Annotated in this window: 15 protein-coding genes; 7 read left to right on the top strand and 8 right to left on the bottom strand. The window is 42.8% G+C overall.

Features of this window, described 5'->3' with window-relative positions:
* The first annotated feature begins 273 nt into the window (after positions 1-273).
* From ACVW2L_RS02385 to ACVW2L_RS02360, 6 genes are read left to right on the top strand one after another with little or no spacing between them, the layout of a single operon-like run.
* Complete coding sequence (locus tag ACVW2L_RS02385) at positions 274-2766, top strand: SLBB domain-containing protein (RefSeq protein ID WP_457126352.1); 2493 nt, start codon at positions 274-276, stop codon at positions 2764-2766.
* Between the two features lie 4 nt (positions 2767-2770).
* On the top strand, positions 2771-3853 hold the full coding sequence (locus tag ACVW2L_RS02380; protein ID WP_457126351.1) for a lipopolysaccharide biosynthesis protein: 1083 nt from the start codon (positions 2771-2773) through the stop codon (positions 3851-3853).
* Between the two features lie 6 nt (positions 3854-3859).
* Positions 3860-4945, top strand: coding sequence for a glycosyltransferase family 4 protein (locus ACVW2L_RS02375; RefSeq protein WP_457126350.1), 1086 nt, complete (start codon positions 3860-3862; stop codon positions 4943-4945).
* A 10-nt stretch (positions 4946-4955) separates the two neighbouring features.
* Positions 4956-6038: a glycosyltransferase gene (locus tag ACVW2L_RS02370; protein WP_457126349.1), complete on the top strand. Its 1083-nt coding sequence runs from the start codon at positions 4956-4958 to the stop codon at positions 6036-6038.
* Positions 6035-7141, top strand: coding sequence for a hypothetical protein (locus ACVW2L_RS02365; protein WP_457126348.1), 1107 nt, complete (start codon positions 6035-6037; stop codon positions 7139-7141). The genes ACVW2L_RS02370 and ACVW2L_RS02365 overlap by 4 nt, the downstream gene beginning before the upstream one ends.
* Before the next feature lie 18 nt (positions 7142-7159).
* Positions 7160-8155, top strand: a complete 996-nt coding sequence (locus tag ACVW2L_RS02360; RefSeq protein WP_457126347.1) for an acyltransferase family protein — start codon at positions 7160-7162, stop codon at positions 8153-8155.
* 2 nt (positions 8156-8157) lie between these two features.
* On the opposite strand, the gene ACVW2L_RS02355 is transcribed toward ACVW2L_RS02360, so the two are convergent.
* The 8 genes from ACVW2L_RS02355 to ACVW2L_RS02320 form a co-directional block, all read right to left on the bottom strand.
* Positions 8158-9570, bottom strand: a complete 1413-nt coding sequence (locus ACVW2L_RS02355; RefSeq protein WP_457126346.1) for a PAS domain-containing sensor histidine kinase — start codon at positions 9568-9570, stop codon at positions 8158-8160.
* 15 nt (positions 9571-9585) lie between these two features.
* Positions 9586-9933: a single-stranded DNA-binding protein gene (locus ACVW2L_RS02350; RefSeq protein WP_457126345.1), complete on the bottom strand. Its 348-nt coding sequence runs from the start codon at positions 9931-9933 to the stop codon at positions 9586-9588.
* Positions 9926-10321: a response regulator transcription factor gene (locus ACVW2L_RS02345; RefSeq protein WP_457126344.1), complete on the bottom strand. Its 396-nt coding sequence runs from the start codon at positions 10319-10321 to the stop codon at positions 9926-9928. Before ACVW2L_RS02345 ends, ACVW2L_RS02350 begins: the two co-directional genes overlap by 8 nt.
* Before the next feature lie 135 nt (positions 10322-10456).
* Positions 10457-11107 carry a response regulator gene (locus tag ACVW2L_RS02340; RefSeq protein WP_457126343.1) on the bottom strand — a complete coding sequence of 217 codons (651 nt, stop codon included), beginning with the start codon at positions 11105-11107 and terminating at the stop codon, positions 10457-10459.
* A gap of 25 nt (positions 11108-11132) precedes the next feature.
* Positions 11133-12170, bottom strand: coding sequence for a chemotaxis protein CheB (locus ACVW2L_RS02335; RefSeq protein ID WP_457126342.1), 1038 nt, complete (start codon positions 12168-12170; stop codon positions 11133-11135).
* On the bottom strand, positions 12154-13737 hold the full coding sequence (locus ACVW2L_RS02330; RefSeq protein WP_457126341.1) for a PAS domain-containing sensor histidine kinase: 1584 nt from the start codon (positions 13735-13737) through the stop codon (positions 12154-12156). The genes ACVW2L_RS02335 and ACVW2L_RS02330 overlap by 17 nt, the downstream gene beginning before the upstream one ends.
* Positions 13738-13743: 6 nt before the next feature.
* Positions 13744-16680: a CheR family methyltransferase gene (locus ACVW2L_RS02325; RefSeq protein WP_457126340.1), complete on the bottom strand. Its 2937-nt coding sequence runs from the start codon at positions 16678-16680 to the stop codon at positions 13744-13746.
* Between the two features lie 263 nt (positions 16681-16943).
* Positions 16944-17501 (bottom strand): HD domain-containing protein, encoded by a 558-nt coding sequence (locus ACVW2L_RS02320; RefSeq protein WP_457126339.1) that lies wholly within the window; start codon positions 17499-17501, stop codon positions 16944-16946.
* Between the two features lie 144 nt (positions 17502-17645).
* On the opposite strand from ACVW2L_RS02320, the gene ACVW2L_RS02315 reads away from it, so the two are divergent.
* Positions 17646-18941 carry an MFS transporter gene (locus tag ACVW2L_RS02315; RefSeq protein WP_457126338.1) on the top strand — a complete coding sequence of 432 codons (1296 nt, stop codon included), beginning with the start codon at positions 17646-17648 and terminating at the stop codon, positions 18939-18941.
* Positions 18942-18948 lie beyond the last annotated feature (7 nt).

Raw genomic sequence — 18948 nt, 5'->3', positions numbered from 1 at the left:
GCAATAAAACGATTTGATCAGCAGTTTAAATTCCCTTGTCAACTATACCGTGGCGTAAGCCACACCTTGTTATAAATGCTATTGAAAAAACAGCATCGGGGTATATAGGTTTTCTGTGTAAGTACCTGATTATTATGAATTAACACGCCGTGTTTACGTAAAAATACGAGCGTAAAATGAGGAAACTACGTGTTTGCGTTCTTCTGAAAACATATTTGTTGTTGCCGCATTTGTTAGATACCTTCTATATCTAATCAAAACATCAGGGCAACTATGACATACAAAAAAGTAATAAAAACACTTTTATTACTACTACTGATCCTGGCGAGTTTTTTTCCGGCGGTAGCACAAAACAACTATTCAAATATTAAGGTAGACCAACTTACCGATGCGCAGGTAAGGCAACTTATGGAAAGTGGTGCATCAATTGGTTATAGTGATGCGCAGCTACCCCAAATGTTTGCTGCCCAAGGCATGCCAAATGCCGAGATTGAGAAACTAAGAACACGAATAAGCAGGATACTGCAACAGGAGAACAGAAGTTTTCAAAATATCCAGGCAACACCCGGAAACAGTAGAATATCAAACATCGATACTTCGGGGAACCCTATAAGCGCTACAACTGCTTATAGTAACGGGTACGGTAACGCGTCCCCCCAGATTTTTGGTGAGGAACTTTTTAGAAACAGTAAAATAAGTTTCGAACCTAATTTAAGAATGACAACACCACGCAATTACATCATAGGCCCTGATGATGAATTGCTGATTGACCTAAGCGGCAATAACGAAGCAAACTATAATCTAAAGGTGAGCCCTGAGGGAACCGTGCGAATTCAATATGTAGGCATAATTGGCGTGAGTGGGCTTACCATTGAACAAGCCACGGCAAAAATTCGCCGGGCCATGATCAAAACATATCCCGGTCTAACCAGCGGCCAAACCAGTATAGCCGTTAACTTGGGCAACATCAGGGGGATTAAAATTACGCTAATAGGCGAGATTGTAAAGCCGGGCACCTATACGCTAACCTCATTAGCTACTGTGTTTAACGCGTTATATGCATCTGGAGGACCTAACAAAAATGGTTCATTTCGTAACATACAAGTGGTACGTAACAACCGTGTAATATCAACCATTGATGTTTACGACTTTTTATTGAAAGGCATACAGAACAACATTCGTCTACAGGATCAGGACGTAATTAATGTACCGGTTTACCAAACCCGGGTTGAAATGAGCGGACAGGTAAAACGCCCGGCATTGTTCGAAGTAACCGGTAATGAACATTTGCAAGATGTGATCAACTTTGCAGGTGGATTTACCAGCAGAGCTTACAGCGCACGCGTAAAGGTTTTTCAGAATAACAGTCGCGAACGACGTATTCTTGATATTGGCGAAGGAGACTTTGCTACACACAAACCTTTAAATGGCGACAAGTATGTGGTTGATTCTATCCTAAACAGGTTTGAAAACAGGGTTGAAATAAGCGGCGCAGTTTTCAGGCCCGGAAGTTTTCAGTTAGAAAAGGGCATGACGCTAAAGGGCCTTATTAATAAAGCGGACGGTATAAGAGAAGATGCTTTTCTTAACAATGCTTATATATACCGCCTTAACACAGATAATACGCTCTCGCTTATTCCTTTTAACGTGGATAAAGTTTTAAAGGGCACCGAAGCCGACACCCCTTTGCAACGTGAGGACAAAGTTACCATCTCGTCGATATTTGATTTGCGGGATGAATATTTGGTCGAGATACAAGGCGAAGTTAGAACGCCGGGTACGTTCAGGTATGCTGAAAATATGAACGTCGAATCGGCCATACAAATGGCCGGTGGTTTTAAAGAAGGCGCAACACCCAACCGAATCGAGATCTCGCGCCGTGTCCGTAATAGCGATGCGTTGTCTAAAACTGCCGCTACAGCAGAAATTTTTATAGTTAATATCGACCAAAACCTACGCACAATAGGTCCGCCGTTCACTTTGCAACCTTTTGATATAATTACAGTAAAGAGTTCCGAAGGTTACACGGTGCAGAAAAATGTCACCATTGAAGGAGAAGTGTTGTTTCCGAGTAAATATACAATTCAGCGAAAGGATGAAAGAATATCAGATCTGATAAAACGCGCAGGTGGATTAACTGCCATGGCGTTTCCCGCCGGAGCATCTTTACGACGTCCGGGCCCATCAATTAAAAGACCGGACAGTACTGCAACACGCAGCACCTACATAGAGACACGCGAAGAGGAACGCGATAGATTATTAAGTGTGCAAAAAATACAACAGCAGGCAGGCCTAACTGATACCACCGCGTTAAGCAGAGATCCTTCCATTATAAAAAGTGACCTGGTGGGAATAGATCTTTCTAAAATCCTACAAGAACCAGGTTCAAGATTTGATCTTTTATTAGAAGACGGCGATGTTATACGAGTGCCTAAGCAGCTGCAAACGGTGCGTATATCAGGTGAGGTTTTAAAGCCGACCAACATTGTTTATGAGCCAGGCAAGAGCGTTCAGGATTATATTAATGAATCGGGCGGCTTTACATTTAACGCAAAAAAGAACGGGGCCTATGTTGAATATGCTAATGGCTCAATAAAATCCACAAAAAGGGTGCTTTTCTTTCACAGCTATCCAAGAGTAAAACCCGGTGCCGAAATCTTTGTACCAAAACGCCCACCCAGAGAACGGCTTAATTTACAAACCGCACTTGGCTTAGGTTCTGCGTTGGCATCATTGGCTGTAGTAATTGTGGCGTTAATTAAGTAAGGCAATGAGTATGTTGCAGCGTAACATAGACAAAACCGATACCTCTTTAAATCAGGAGATCTCATTTAAAGAAATTGTGCTCGGCATCACTGCCTGGATAAAATACATCCTGTCTAAATGGAAAATTATCTTGCTGGTTGCCATTGCGTTTGGGGTTTACAATTTTATCCAGGCCAATAGAAAACACTTGTTGTATGTTGCTGCAAGCACATTTGTTTTGCAGGAAGGCGGCGGTGCTCAACCCGCGGGGCCAAGCGGCATAGCATCGTTTCTGGGCCTTGATAACGGCGGTGGCGGCGAAAGTATATTTCAAGGGGATAACCTGTTAGAGTTATACCGCTCACGCTTCATGATAAAGAATGCGCTGTTAAGCAAAGTACCCGATAGTACCGACCATTTTGTTGATAGATACATTAAAATAAATGGCTTGCGCGAGTATTGGAAAAAAGAAAATCCATCCCTAAACAAGATCAACTTTTTTAAAAAGGGAAATAAAAAGTATACCCGCATCCAGGATAGCTTGATGACCTCTTTTATAGATAATATCCGCGCTAATTATTTGGGTGTTGATCATATGGGCAGATTAAGTCTCTTTCGCGTGGAAGTTCGGTCTATTGATGAAGATTTTTCAAAAATGTTTAATGAGCAAATTGTAAAAACCGTAAATGATTTTTACATCCAGACAAAAACACTCAGATCAACTGAAAACATCAGGTTGATACAACACCAGGCCGATTCTATAAACAGGGCCCTAAACGGTGCCATGTATCGCGTGGCATCATCTACGGATGTTACCATTAATGCCAATCCCGCAAGGCAGGTGTTACGCTTACCCTCACAACGCAGCCAGGTAGAGGCCGAAAACAACCGGGCTATGCTGAATGAACTGGTACGTAATCTGGAACTGTCTAAAATGGCTTTACGTAAAGAAACCCCACTGATCCAGATTCTTGACGGGCCTGTTTATCCACTTGAAAAACGCAGGGAGAGTCGTGCAAAGGCCATTATAACAGGCTGCGTTGTAGGAGGCCTTCTAACTGCTGCGGCTTACTCATTGTTGTTACTTTACCGTAAAATACTGAAATAGAAAGGCATGAAAGAAAAGAAAATATGTTTTTTTATTTCATCATTAAGCAACGCCGGTGGTACAGAAAGGGTGTGCACAGAGATAGCTAACCATCTGTCGCAATCGGGCTTTTTGGTGACTATATTATGCATGTATGCCGGCCAGCCTTTCTTTAATCTTGATAGTAATGTTACTACGCTTTATGTCCACACCAAAAAAAGTTACTCCAAAATATTAATTCCGGCCACTATTTTTAAAGTAAGGCAAAAGCTAAAAAACATCGCACCCCACGTACTGATAAACGTAGATTCTGCATTGTTTGTTTATTCAGCCGTAGCCGGCGTAGGTTTGAAAATAAAGAATTTGGTATGGGAGCATTTTAATTACAATGCCGGTAGATATTCAGTTGCAAGAATTTTATCCAGAAAATTGGCCGGTAAATTTAGTGACGCGATAATTACCTTAACCAATGCCGACAACAGCAATTGGACCAACAACCAGCTTTGTAAAGCGCCGGTAATAACAATCAACAATCCTTCGCCGCCAATACCCGCAGATCTTCAGGCTGGTTCAAGCCGGGAGCTCGTTGTACTTGCAGTGGGCAGATTAAATCTTCAAAAAGGGTTTGACCTGCTACTTGATGCGTGGCATATAGTAAATTCCAAAAATACCGGCAATTGGCAACTGCACATTATAGGCTCGGGCGAGTTAAAACAAGAACTCGAACAAAAAGTGAGGGATTTAAACTTAAAAAACAGTGTAAAGCTTATCCCCGCTACACCGGCAATATATCCACATTTCAACAGGGCAGGTATCTATTGCCTTTCATCCAGATATGAGGGCTTTCCGATGGTGTTGCTGGAGGCGCAAACTTTCGGTTTGCCAATTGTAAGTTTTGATTGCGAAACCGGACCGAAAGAAATCATTAAGCATAATGAAACGGGGCTATTGGTACCAAAAGACAATACTCAGGCATTGGCAAAAGCATTGCTGTCTTTGAAAAATGATGACGCTAAACGTATTGAAATGGGTGCAAATGCTTTAAAGCGAGCGTTAGATTATAACATCGAAAGTATCATTAAGAAGTGGGAAAAGCTGCTAACAACAATCTGACCGTGAGGATATGAAGATATTATACTTGATAACGGGTTTAAGGCTTGGCGGCGCCGAGAAGCAATTATTACTTCTGGCCCGCGAAATGAAACTTGCAGGTAATACTGTTTTGGTAGCGGCAATGGAGTCAAACGGCGTGATGGCCCGGGATTTTGTGGAAAGTGGAATTGAAGTGCATGGCCTTGATGTAACCAGCATTAAATCCATACCGGCGGCATACAAAAAATTGAAACGGGTGGCAACCAATTTTACGCCCGACGTTGTGCATGCACATATGATCCATGCTAATTTCCTTGCGGCATATTTTAAGCTGTTTAACAAAAACACCAAGGTTATTTGTACAGCACACAATGTTCGGGAAGGGAGCGGACTGCTCATGGCAGGCTATCACTTTGTGAAGAAAGTTGTTGACTGGTCGACGAATGTAAGCCAGGAAGCCTTTGATCACTTTATAAAAAAGAAATACTTTAGCCCTCATACATCTTCTTTTATACCGAACGCGACAGATACTGCTGTATTTGATCCGACTAATTATAAAAAAAAGCTGATTCGCAGGGATCTTGGTGTTGACGACGAAGCCTATGTATTCTTTTCGGCAGGGAGGCTGCATTACCAAAAAAATTACCCTGATCTATTAAAAGCTTTTTCCATCGTATGCCATAAAATACCTAATGCCTTACTATACATAGCAGGAGAAGGCCCTGATCTGGGAAAACTTTTAGTTTTAAGTGTAGAACTAAACTTAAACAACAGGGTGGTTTTTTTAGGCCGTAGAAACGACATACCGGCATTAATGGCTATGAGCGATTGCTTTGTTCTCAGCTCTAAATTTGAGGGGTTTGGACTGGTTGTAGCGGAAGCTATGGCCATGCAACTACCGGTGATAAGTACTAACTGCGGCGGTGTTAAGGAAGTAATGGGCGGCATAGGAAAACTGGTTGATAACGGGGATGTAGCTGGTTTGGCTAAGGCGATGGTAGCCGTTAGCCAAACCGGATGGCTTTGTTACTGCAATAGCAGAAAACATATAACCGAAAATTACGGAATACCCGTTGTTATTGATAAATGGAAACAGCTTTATAATAACTTATGATAGGCAAAATCCACTTCCGTAATATATGGGTAGTTTACTTTTGCATTAAGCTATTTTATATGGTGTTTGCCATATTTGTTTTTTCCCGCTTAACCACACTGGGCGATACTTTCGACTATCTTCACGCTCCCCTATACTTTTCGCCAAAAATTTTTTACTCATCAACTGCTATGATGCAGTTTTTAGGTGCAGTATGTAAGCTAATCTTTAGGGCAGATGTTTTAGCGTGTTTGCCTTTTATGTTACTGTCGTTTTATGGCGTGTACTATGCTGTAGACCGCCTGAACCTGTACCCATACGCTACCTATGTATTAGTACTTTTCTCGCTCCCCAATTTTGGCGTATGGACAAGCATTTTAGGCAAGGAAGCCGTTGGCTGCTTTTTTAGTTGTGTTATAGCCGTTATATTGATCAAAAAAATTAAAGGTCAATATCAGTTAAAGTTAATTGACTACGCAGCACTATATCTGTGCGCTATCTTTAAGCCGCAGTACCTGTTATTCATTATGCAGGCGTTTGTATTTCTATTTATCACAAAAAGGTTTAGCGATAAAAAATATTTCCCGTTGGCGCTCGGCATAGCGTTCATCGCCATTAACGTTCTGGCACTTTATTACTTGCGAGACCTGGTTGATGGCCTTGCCAAAGGCATGGCAATTCACTTTAGAAGCAGTGACCCTAACCTGGCCCACTCAACCCGCAGCGAAGCGCCATGGCTAATGCCATACGGCTTTTTTTATGCTGCGCCATACGGCATGTTCATCGCTTTTTTTGGCCCAACTCTTTCTGAAATGCTTTCAAAACCAGCGCAGCTGATCGCCGGATTAGAAAGTATTGTTATGATTATCTGCCTGGTATTATTGGTGTTCCCGAGGTCGGGGTATATTTTAAAACACTTAAGGTTTAACCCAACAATATTTATAACCTACTTCATAATCATTATAGGTATTTTATTTATTCACTATCCCTTTGGTTTTTTAAACCCCGGCTCAGCAATAAGATACCGCAGTAATTTTTATGCCTTGTTCGTTTTAATGCTGCTTTACTTATTTGTCAATCAAATTCAGCGTTTCAAATTACCGGGCGCTGCGCCTCAATTATAAAACAAATACACCTCTGTCGTGATCTCGAAAACTGACAACATTAATAGAGATTATCTAATTGATAATTTAAAATCGGTTCTTATTTGCTGCGTGGTGATAGGCCACTTTATAGAACCTTACATTCATCAGGCGGCTTATTTCGAGATCATATTTGTATGTATATACAGTTTTCATATGCCCGTGTTTGTTTTTTTATCTGGTTACTTATCTAAATCAAACAACAGCATAAGTGCTTACAAAATGGTAACCACGCTTCTTATTCCTTATATAATTTTCAGCTCTCTTTGGCATTTAAGAGAGAACATTCATACCCGTACATTAGATTTTGACCTGCTGTCACCTACTTTCCACCTCTGGTACCTGTTAAGCCTTTTCAGCTGGAAATTGTTGTTGCCGGTGGTACAAACTATTAAACATTATGTTATTGTCTGTTTCACAATATCGTTGGCTGTCGGGCTCAGTCCGGCTATCGGCAACACCGCATCATTAGGAAGAACGTTTTCGTTATTACCTTTTTTTGTTTTAGGTACCGTTTGTTCATCATCGGTATTACATACCATCCACAAGCGTAAATATTTAGCTGTAGCAGGCTTAATTACCATTTGCACAATAGCCTATGTTGTGGCCTTTTATCACCCCAATTATCGCATTATAGGTTGGACAGACCCTTATCATTTTGCAGGCTACAGTAACAGCAGTGGCTTGTTTATTCGTTTAATGCTAATGATCGTATCGGCGCTAATAGGGATTGCAGTTATTACATTAACACCGGCAAGAAAAATATTTTTTACCGCCTTAGGAGCCCGGACTTTAACTGTATATATTTTCCATGGCTTTTTAGTAAAATCATTTTCGGTTAGATTTCCAATATGGCATCAGAGCGTGTTAAATGACCTGATAATAATTGCTTTTCCTATATTATTAATCCCATTGCTCTCGTTACCCATCGTCTCTGATATTTATCATAAGGTGATGAATTATATTGCTCAAAAGCTTACAAACGCTGTGCATTGAGATCAGCAAGGCAGGCTAAACCAGAAATCAGATCCTTCATTTTCTTTGCTCTCCACCCCCATTTTGCCATGATGGCGGGCAACTATCTCCGCCGATATAAATAGCCCAAGCCCAAGCCCGTCAAATTTTCCCGGTGGCAAGGTATCTACCCGGTAAAATCTATCAAATATCCGTTTTTGCTTATCTGCGGGTATTCCTATACCATGGTCGCAAACGTGGCATAATGCACGGCCATCAACTGTATTCAAATCAATTTCTACACTCGCGCCGTCCGGCGAATATTTGATAGCGTTGTTAACAAGGTTAGTTATCACTTGCCCAATACGGGTTCTGTCTATGGTGAGTTTTACGGGCTGATCTGGCAGTGTTAGTCTTAACTGATGACTGCTTGTAGTGGTACCTATGGCCTCTACAATTTCTGTAACGCATTCGCGAAGGTCGCACTCTTCAAAATGGTACTGTAATGCTCCTGCCTTAATGTGGGTAACGTTAAGCATATCATCAATCAACCCGAGCAGTTTACCTACCTGAAATTCAAGCCGGCTTTGCACATTCAAGTATTTGCCGTTATCCTCCTTTTTCAACTGCATCTTAAGGAGTTGTAAGTAGCCCTTAATAGCGGTAATGGGATTTTTAAGCTCGTGCGCCGCCATATGCACAAAGTCTTCTTGCTGCTTTTGCGCATTCATGCGTTCTGTTATATTGCGCACATGAATAATAACCGCCTTTACCAAATCATCATTAAGCAAGTTATTTAAACAGCACTCGGCCCATGTTACCGCCCCGTCTTTGTTTTTGATACGGACTTGTACAATTTTTGACGAGTTGCCTTGCTGCACCTGCAGGCGGAGAAACTGGAAACGGAAATTTTTATTATCCTCCGGAGCAACGAAATCAAAAAATGATCTTTCCAATAAATCCGGCGCATCAAGAGACAACATGCGGCCGGCTGCTGCGCAGCTATATATAATTTGTCCATCGGCGTTACACAGTAACAAGCCCTCTGCGCTTTTATCTATTATACGCCTAAACTTCTCCTCGCTCTGCGTTACCGAATTTAAGAGTTTCTGTAAGTAATGAAATACCGTAACAATCAGTAACCCGACCATGCAAAATAACACGACCTCTGACAGGGTGTAATTATCCGGATATATACTATCTACACTATAAACCTGGTGCAGCCAAATGCAACTGATGGTTAAAATCAAACTGATAAGAGCCGTTCGCCAGCCGCCAAGCACACCGCTTAGAAATATAACGGTTAAATTAATTAATACCGTTACCGCAGACCCTTCAGTAACAAAATAGAAAAAATTGATGCAGCTGCCAAGCGCGGTTAACAATAACGCCGTTAAGGCATACCATAGCCAGTGGTGCGACTGAAGGAGCAGTTTACACAGGTAACGAACAACCATAAAAGAGGTTTATTATTAAGCTTCAACAGGAACTTGCAAAAGCGTAAGCTGTTGAATCATTATTTCGGTTTTGTATTGCTTAACGCCCTCGGCGTCTATTATCGTGCGGGTTTGAATTTTCCCCGTAATATGCAGTGTTGCTCCCTTTGCAATTTCTAATCCATGTATGTCCTGATGCTGGCCATCAATAAATACATGGTGCATTTCTACATGCTCTATTTGCTGGCTGCCTTTTTTAATAGCCTCACTTGTACTTAACACAAAGTGGATGCGTTGATTACCGCCATTATTTGTATGTTTTTTGGGCGTTGTCTCTACGCAACCAACCAGAAATATTTTGTTTACGCCGGATGCATTACTCATGTATAACTCCTAACGTTCGCTTGTTTGTATTGGATTTTATTAGCGCCTGTACCTGATCAATTAGGTGCGATAAATCAAAAGGCTTAGCTATAAAAGCATCGCAGCCATAGGTTCCTAATGAATTAAACACCCTTGGATAAGCCGAGAAAAGGATAACCGGCAATTTGTCCGTTTCTGGAAAAGACTTTATCTGATGACACAGTTCCCCACCGTTAATGCCGTTAAGCATATAATCTATAACCACCAACTGTGGGTCGATTGCCTTTACCAGTTTACAAATATCCTGCGTTTCTTCAACTACAGTCACTTCGAAACCTTCATAGCCCAAAGCTTCCTGCATTATATCTAAAATGGCAGGATCGTTATCTATTACCAATATTTTTTCCATGCGGGGTCCGTTAATGGTGTAAAGGTAGGGCCTTAGAAAGTTACGGTTACCGTATTTATACGGTGGAAAATGGTGAGCCTATACTGATTTTCTTATCAGTAGCAAAAAATTTCTTATTATTCAATAACGTAACTTTTAGTTGATTACGCCATGCGCCATAGCAAAGCGAATAAGGGCGGCAGTGTTGCGAACGCCGGTTTTACTGATCATGCTTTCGCGATAACCTTCAACCGTTCTTTTACTGGCAAAAAGCTTATCGGCAATTTCCTGGTTAGTTAACCCGTCAGCTAATAACGTCAAAACTTCCACCTCTTTTTGGGAGAAAGGTGCGTCAATTATAAGCTGGTTATCAACAGGCTCAGGGATAGTCAGTACGCGGTTTAAAAATTTTGTGGTAAGTTCTGAACAGATGTAATAATTGCCATTAAAAACATGGCGGATAGCAAAAAGCAGTTCCTGGGTGGTAACACTTTTTAATACAAAACCCTCTGCGCCAGCTTTAAACGATTGGATGACATATTTTTCATTATCCAGCGCGCTTATAACTATGGTATTAATATGAGGATATTTTTCTTCTATAAGGCGGGTGAGCTCTAATCCGCTTAATACAGGCATATTCATATCAGTCAGGATGATATCAACAGGCAAGCCTGCCTCCAGCAATTTTACCACTTCTTGCCCATTGATCGCTTCTGCAACAACCTCCAGATCAGGCTCCCCGGCTATCAATGATCGCAGGCCATCCCGTACAATGTTGTGGTCTTCTGCCAGAATAATCCTTATCATGATTAATGCCTGTTAAATTTTAACACTACCGATATCCTTCGTCTTTGGGATATTTATCTTTGCTGATAGATGTTAAAAGTTCTTTTAAACGTTCTATGTGCATATGCAGTTCGGCCGCGCGGCCATGCTCATCCCTATCGCTTATGGTCTGACCATTGCTACCTGTACGTCCGGCCATGATCATCAACAAATTCCTGCGTTCTTCCAGCATACGAATGCAAACCCATAGCGATTCCTCAAGCGCTTCATTCTGCTTTTCTGCAAGCGTTCCTTCGGTGTAAACATGGCCTGTATGGCAACGGTAACGCTTAATAGGATCATTTTTTATGCGCCACAGCCCGCCACCGCAGTCGGGGCAGGTAAAATTGCTGTGTTCGCCAATTTTTGCCATTTCGTCAACGTCGCTTATCATGCGCTCGGTAATATCCGCTTCCAACTGCACATCATCCGGAATGGATACATGGGGTTTGCTTGGCCGCGTAAATATATCATCCAAAATGTAGCCCATATCTGCAACCGGCACACGGTGATCTACATCAACCTGTTTAAGCACGCTTGCAGGCATATCCGGGTAAGTAGCATCCTGCGGGTCCTGCACCAGGCAAGTACCCCCGCTCCGCTTAATGGCAGACATACCGGATGTTCCGTCGTCAAGCATGCCGCTCAGTATAATGCCAATAACGCGCGAGTCATAATTAGCTGCCGCCGAGCGGAAAAGGGCGTCAATAGAGGGCCGGTACCGGTTCTCGTGCGGGCCCTTGGTTAGTTTCATCCTGTCTTTTTTTATCAGCAGGTGGAAATCTGCGGGGGCCAGGTAAATTTTACCCTTCTGAATTTCTTCCTCATCCACCGCTATGCGGCACTCATAGGAAGAAAACTTTTCCAGGTGGTGCCGGATGATCTCAGGCGATGATGAGCGCGCCAAATGCATCACAATAAATATGGCCGTTGGCAGATCAGGCGGTAAGCGCGATATTAGCTCAGTAACGGCCTTAAAGCCCCCTGCTGATGCGCCTATAACAATTATATATTTAATATCAGTGTCGTTATTTTGATTGGTCATTGTCCTCCAGTTTAATGCGGATAACGGTGCCCTTACCGGCAGCGGCATCAATACTCATTGTTCCCTTATATAAGCTGATCCGGTTCCTGATGCTGGCTAAACCGGCACCGTGCGTAGGTTTATCAGACGCAGGCAAAAAGCCTATCCCATTATCTTTTACAACTATATCAATGTATTTGTTTTTCTTAACTTGTATTTGTACCGCGCTGGCCCCCGAGTGCTTCATGCAGTTATTGATCAGTTCCTGAACAATGCGGAAGATCATACTTTCCATCACCAGGTTGCGCGGGTTAGAAAAGCCCGAGCAAACAGCCGATATTTTCATTTTAGACGAAGAAAGCCGCTCTGCTAATTCAACAATTGCCGAAGCCAGGCCAAAATCAGTTAAAATGGATGGGGCCAACTCAAACGAGATATTCCGGGTTTCCTGAATAGCCAGATCCAGTAATTGGTGCAGCTTGGCCGCAGTGGACTGAACATCCTGACCGCTAAGTTGGCTCAGCTGTATTTTGATGCCATATAGCAGTTGGCTAACGCTATCGTGCAGGGCTTCGCTGATGCGCACACGTTCCTTCTCTTCTGCTTTTAAAGCAGCCAGGGTAATTTCCTGCTGGCGCATCACCTCTTCATCTTTAGCTATTTCTGCCAGTTTTGTCTTTTCGGTAATGTTGCACATAATGCCAATGAAGCGCATTTCCGCATCTGTCTCTCCCCTAACCAAATGCCCGCGAATATTAGCGACACAAAGGTTTCCGTTCGCGTCGTTAAACCGGCAAACAAGGTCTATCTCGCTTTCTGAATTAATGGCTTTGCGAAAGTATTGATCCGCCTCATATCTATCATCCGGATGAACCAATTGGATAAATCCGGCATAGGTGCCATCAAATGCTGTGGCGCCGCACATGCGGGTATTAATTTCATCCAGATAAAATCGCATAGCGGGTATGTGCAGCTCCCAGGTGCCGGCTGCTGATGCTTCAAGCGCCAGTTGCAAACGGTCTTTAGTTTCGGCTAAGCTGGCGCGTGCCAGTATTGCCTCCGTTACATCTACTAATGCTACATAGCAGGTTTGCAAAGACCCAACAAAACGCCCCTCCAGCAAGCCATAAAATTCATCCCCGTGCGTATTTATAAACTTAAACTGGCTCCCATGCCTTTCATCACTACTCAGTAATTCTTTAAAAAACAGGTAAAAATTGTCAGTTTCATCGGGTTTGATAAAACTTTGCAGCCGCTTACCCCTCACACTTCCTTTACCCGCGCCCAACAGGCTTACCCCGGCCAGGTTAACATCCTCAATGGTGCCAAACTGGTCTAAAATAAAATAGCCAACCGGTGCCAGGTTGTAAATACCTTCAAACTTTAGGCGCTCTAATTCGGTCTCTTCGCTGGCCCGCAATAATTCCTCATTTTGCAGCTCCAATTCAATTTGATGCACCTGCAGTTCCTGCAATAAAACTTCTACGTCTTTTGCATCGGCAGGTTTGTCATGCGGTTGCAACCGCGTAAAAGACTCCTCAGCGGTTTTACGCAGTCCGGCAAATTTCACGTCGTTTTTTTTGTTCACCGTTATTTAATTTTGCAATTCACTCACAGTTATTAATGTAGATAACACCTGGTTGTTAATACCGTCCCGCAACTCATTAGCAGAAAAATCGTACCGTTTTTCTCCCACAGATACGGTCATAGAAACCGTTTCCGCAGTTTTCTCACTTTCTTCTATTAGTTTTAACACGCCGGGTGCCTTCCAGTTATCGCGGCAGTAATCGCCAAAGTGCTTCCCTTTTATATCATGCTCGGTTACAGCAAAAGTATCCGCGAATGATTGATTTACAGCCGCAACCTTTTGCTGCTGATCTAACTGCAATGCGGGCTGCTTTAGCTGGTGTATAACAGTCTGCAGGTATTGCCCTTGTTGTTGTAAACGGAACTGCATATTTTTATACCCGGTTAACAACGTAAAAGTTAATACCGCGCCTGATATAAAATTGTCCATGGTGCGGTAAGGCATTATTCTAACGCTGAACCATTCGCCGGTTTTGGTTTTAACCTCTACCTCCCTGGTGGCTAATCGGTCAATTACTTCCTTTATTATTTCTTCTACATGCTGGTAATCAAAATTGGATACAATGTCCGACAAAGATCGCCCCACATCACTCGGGATGATATTGAACATCTTTTTTATCGGCGGCGTGTAACGTAACAGCTCCAGGTTGTTATTTAAAAATATGATGCCTATCTCGGTGGCATCAAGCAGGTTCTTCATATCATTGTTCAGCCTGCTTAATTCCTCCGCTTTAGATTGATACTGCATATTCACCGTCATTAACTCCTCGTTAAGCGATTGCATCTCCTCCTTCGTTGTCAGCGATTCTTCGTTAGTGCTTTGCAGCTCCTCGTTAGTGCTTTGCAATTCTTCGTTGGTTGATTTTAACTCTTCTAACGATGTTTCCATCTGCTCAATGGTGCTGCTTAACTGCTGCTTGGTATAAACAAGCTCTTTTTCCATCTCGCCTGCGGCCCTGCTTTCGCCTCCATCCTCACCGTTCTTTTTCCTGCTGCTCTTTTTTACAGTTCCCTTTTCCTCTATTACCACCAGCACAAAGCCTTGCGGGCTATTTTCATCCAGCGGGCTGGCGTGCAGCGTTAACAATTTGGTTTCGTTGCCTTCTTTAAACCTGATGTCAGATATACTCACTAAACCTTTCTGACTGCGGGCCTGGTGTATCACATTGCCCAGTACGTATCTCAACTCCTCCTTCACCATTTTATGAATGTTCATTGCCACTTCGCCTCTAGGCAACTGCAGGTAACTACCGGTCTTTCCGTTAGTGTACAAAATATCGCCCTTATCATTTATAAGCAACGAGTTTGGAGTAAAATTCTCCAATAGGATTTTATTGAAGGTGTCGGCCACTGAGTTTTTTTTGTTAACTGTTGACTTTTCCTGATCATAAGTGCGAAGCAGTGAAGCAGGTTGTTTGGCAACGTGAAAAGGGAAATCTATCATTTTATTTAGCGCCGCGCTTCCGTCCTTTCGCTCAAACAGCTTCCATTTAGGGTCGATAGACGAAAAAAGTTCGGTAAAACCGCCAATAGTTTCTGCCGGGCCCATAAACATTATGCCTTTGTTGTTAAGCGAGTAATGGAATATAGGGATGATCTTTTTTTGCAGTTCGGTAGTTAAATAGATCATAACGTTGCGGCAGCAAAGCAGATCAAGCCGGGTAAAAGGTGCGTCTTTAATTAAATTATGCTGCGCAAAAACTATCATTTCGCGTAGATCTTTATGAACATTATAGCATTCATCCGTCTTTATAAAAAATCGCTTTAACCGCTCAACAGAAACGTCTGCCGCAATGTTATGATGATAACTGCCCGCTCTGGCAGTCTCAATAGCTTCAGGATCAAGGTCCGTGGCAAAGATCTGCACCTTGGGCGCTCTTACTTTAGGGTTAAGGTCTATACATTCCATCAGCAGCATAGCTACAGAATAAGCCTCTTCGCCGGTAGAACAGCCTGCAATCCAAACTCTTATAGGGTCATTGCTTTTTTTCTGTTGGATAAGCTGACATAACTTCTGTTTAAGCGAGTCAAAGGCTGCCCCGTCTCTGAAAAATTTGGTTACGCCTATCAGTAATTCATTAAAAAGAACATCAATCTCCAGCGGGTTTTCGCGCAGGTAGTTTACATACTTTACATAATCAGCCAGTTGGTGGAAAGCTATACGACGATCAATCCGCCTTAAAATGGTGCTTTTTTTGTAAAGCGAAAAATCATGCCCGGTATGCGACCGCAGCAGCATCAATATTTTTTGAACCGAGGTAGAGTTACGGATCTCTGAGCGTGCCTGTTCGGTGGGCTCCTCTGCCAACACCGGGTGGTTAAGGTACTGGATCAGCTTGAGCGGCATTTCTTCCGGAGACAACACATAGTCTACCAGGTTGGTACCTATGGATGCTTTTGGCATGCTGTTGTACTGTGCCGTTTCCGGGTCCTGCACCATGGCCATACCCAGCTTTTCCTTTATCATGCGCAAGCCTGTTTCACCGTCAGATCCCATGCCAGACAAAATGATGCAAACCGCTTTGTTCCATTGGTCCTCTGCCAAACTTTGTAAAAAGTAATCAATAGGTTGCCTAAACCCGTTGGGCGTAGCCGCATTAAGCAGCAACAGCTTGCGGTTATGTATGCCCATGTCTTTATTAGGCGGTATTACATAAATATGGTCCGGTTGTACCAAAAGACCATCGGTTGCCTCTAAAACGGGCATGGATGTATAATTGGCAACGATAGCACCAATTTGCCCTTTATGATTAGGGTCTAAATGCATCACTATCACAAAGGCCATCCCGCTATCGGCCGGCATATGGCTGAAAAACTTTTCGAACGCCGAAAAAGCGCCTGCTGAGCCACCGATGGCTATTATTGGGAAAGACTTACCCGCGCTGTGTTTTTTTTGAGTTGGTGTGACTTTGGCTCCGGTTTTTTTTTCAGATTTTTCAGGCATAGTATTTTCTTATATAGTACTTACGCAGGTAGTAAGATCAGTTGAATTAAAAGTAAACCGGTTATAGGTTCACCACGGATATCATTGGTATCAGCCTGCAATGGGGTACAAAAGCAAGCTTAACAGTAAGATAAATAGCAAAAAATTAGTTGGTCGCAGAAAAGTACTAACACAAATATCATAAAATAAATGGTTAATTTTTTATAAAAATTTAACAATAACCCGCCTGTGTTTTAACTAATCAGCATTTTACCTTCTTCATCTTATCTAACAGATAGCTTTTTTAAACCTGCGTTAATAGCGGCTTGCGCTTTTTGCCGAAGTACGGCATCGCCCTTATCAGCTTTTTGCAATAACTCCCGGCACTCCTTTAAAAAACGGGGACCGAAATTAGGATCATATTCTGCAATTTCTTTTGAGTTATCAAGTACATCTGCATATTTAATAGTTTGCGCCATCGCGCTTGTATGGGCCGTGCGCTCCGCCTCCATTGCCTTGCGTTTCTTGCGGTTCCATTGCGGATAGGCCTCTTTGGTATAAACATCCGTTAATTCTTCAACAAGTTTAACGGTTTCAACCGCCGTGTCTGCATCCATTACAGCGTATAAGAATGTTAACATTTGGCCGGCCTTTATCTGGGTATCTTCAAGCACATCATGTAAAACAGCCGCGGCAAGTGCGGCCGGGTTAGCGGTATACTCACGGCAGATCTTCATCACCCGTACCGGATGGACAATATAGCGTTCAGGCGTGTATTTTCGCATCTGCGCGTCGTGCGCTTTGTCTGCAAAGGCTATAATTTTTTGCAAAGTGTCTTCCATTTATAAGCAACAATTAAAGCAAAATAATGATGATGCAGTATGCAAAATTGGGTATTTGCCACATTTCAATCAGGTATTTATTTCAAAAACAGGTATTAAGCGGCCTTGTTAATTGAATTTGATATGTATTAACCCAACTATTGAATGAGTAAGCTACGCAGCGAATACAATTTTTTTTGCTCACAGTCGCGGCAAATGCGGGTGCTGCTGCTTACTAACATGGTTTACGCACTGGTTATCCCGGTTATTGAGCTGTTTTTAGGCGCATACATCATCAGAAAATCTAATGATGTAAGCCTGGTAATGGTTTATCAGCTGGCCCAAGGCACCGGCATCCCCGTAACGTTTATATTAAACGGATTTTTGTTAAGGCGCTTTTCTATAGCGGCCCTTTATTCCATCGGGATGATCATCAGCGGGATAGATATGGCCGTAATGATGGTGCTGCCGGAGTTGCAGATAGGCGGGGTAGCGCTTATTGGTTTTATAATGGGCCTATCTTATGGCTTTTTTTGGGCCAACAGGGTTTTTTTGGCGCTGAACGTAACCAATAACAATAACCGTAATTATTACTATGGCCTTGAAACCTTCTTTTTTACAATAGCATCTATAATAATGCCCTTAATGGCAGGCTACTTTATTGCAGCCACGCAAAAGCTAGGCTGGTTAGGTGGCGATGTTAATATGGCCTACTATGTACTTACAGCATTGGTTATTGTGTTAACTATAGCCGCCTCTATAATTGTGCATAGGGGCAACTATACTAACCCGCCCGCGGCCCGCTTTATTTACTTTAACTTTCACCGCTTGTGGAAAAAAATGTCGGGCCTGGCTGCCTTAAAAGGCGTAGCACAGGGCTTTGTAATTGCCGCGCCGGTAATGCTGGTTATGCGTTTGGTTGGCGAGGAAGGGTCTGTAGGCTCTATCCAATCATCCGGTGCATTGCTCTCTGCGGGCATGCTTTATTTTTTGGGAAGAAAAAGCAGCCCAAAACATCGACTAAAAATATTTGCAGGGGGCCTTGGCCTGTTTGTAATAGGCGCAACAATTAACATGGCGCTATACAACGCCCTGGGCGCCATAATATTTGTGGGTTGCCTGGTGTTTGCGCGCCCGCTGCTTGATCTGGCTTACTTCCCTATTCAATTGGGTGTTATTGATTGTGTGGCCGGCAAAGAAAAACGTAACCAGTTTGCCTATATTTTTAACCACGAGGTGGGGTTGTATATGGGCCGTTTAATTGGTTGCGTAGCCTTTATCATTATCTCGCGCAACGTAAGTGAACAGGCGGCTTTGCGTTATGCCCTGCTTGGCGTTGCCGTTATACAGTTTGCAAGCATATTTGTAGCCAAATCTATCACAACCGACCATGAATGGTGCGAAGCATCAGAACGTATGCCTTTAGATCCGCAGGCGCTTAAAGAGCCGGCGGAGTTGTAGTAACTGA

Source organism: Mucilaginibacter sp. HD30 (assembly GCF_054061755.1).
Note: the sequence above shows the minus strand (reverse complement) of the source record. Positions and strands in the feature narration are given on the sequence as shown.

What these genes read in the sequence shown, in the direction of transcription:
- ACVW2L_RS02385 (WP_457126352.1), top strand. Translation starts at nt 274, where the DNA reads ATGACATACAAAAAAGTAATAAAAACACTTTTATTACTACTACTGATC.
- ACVW2L_RS02380 (WP_457126351.1), top strand. Translation starts at nt 2,771, where the DNA reads ATGAGTATGTTGCAGCGTAACATAGACAAAACCGATACCTCTTTAAAT.
- ACVW2L_RS02375 (WP_457126350.1), top strand. Translation starts at nt 3,860, where the DNA reads ATGAAAGAAAAGAAAATATGTTTTTTTATTTCATCATTAAGCAACGCC.
- ACVW2L_RS02370 (WP_457126349.1), top strand. Translation starts at nt 4,956, where the DNA reads ATGAAGATATTATACTTGATAACGGGTTTAAGGCTTGGCGGCGCCGAG.
- ACVW2L_RS02365 (WP_457126348.1), top strand. Translation starts at nt 6,035, where the DNA reads ATGATAGGCAAAATCCACTTCCGTAATATATGGGTAGTTTACTTTTGC.
- ACVW2L_RS02355 (WP_457126346.1), bottom strand. Translation starts at nt 9,570, where the DNA reads ATGGTTGTTCGTTACCTGTGTAAACTGCTCCTTCAGTCGCACCACTGG.
- ACVW2L_RS02350 (WP_457126345.1), bottom strand. Translation starts at nt 9,933, where the DNA reads ATGAGTAATGCATCCGGCGTAAACAAAATATTTCTGGTTGGTTGCGTA.
- ACVW2L_RS02345 (WP_457126344.1), bottom strand. Translation starts at nt 10,321, where the DNA reads ATGGAAAAAATATTGGTAATAGATAACGATCCTGCCATTTTAGATATA.
- ACVW2L_RS02340 (WP_457126343.1), bottom strand. Translation starts at nt 11,107, where the DNA reads ATGATAAGGATTATTCTGGCAGAAGACCACAACATTGTACGGGATGGC.
- ACVW2L_RS02335 (WP_457126342.1), bottom strand. Translation starts at nt 12,170, where the DNA reads ATGACCAATCAAAATAACGACACTGATATTAAATATATAATTGTTATA.
- ACVW2L_RS02325 (WP_457126340.1), bottom strand. Translation starts at nt 16,680, where the DNA reads ATGCCTGAAAAATCTGAAAAAAAAACCGGAGCCAAAGTCACACCAACT.
- ACVW2L_RS02320 (WP_457126339.1), bottom strand. Translation starts at nt 17,501, where the DNA reads ATGGAAGACACTTTGCAAAAAATTATAGCCTTTGCAGACAAAGCGCAC.
- ACVW2L_RS02315 (WP_457126338.1), top strand. Translation starts at nt 17,646, where the DNA reads ATGAGTAAGCTACGCAGCGAATACAATTTTTTTTGCTCACAGTCGCGG.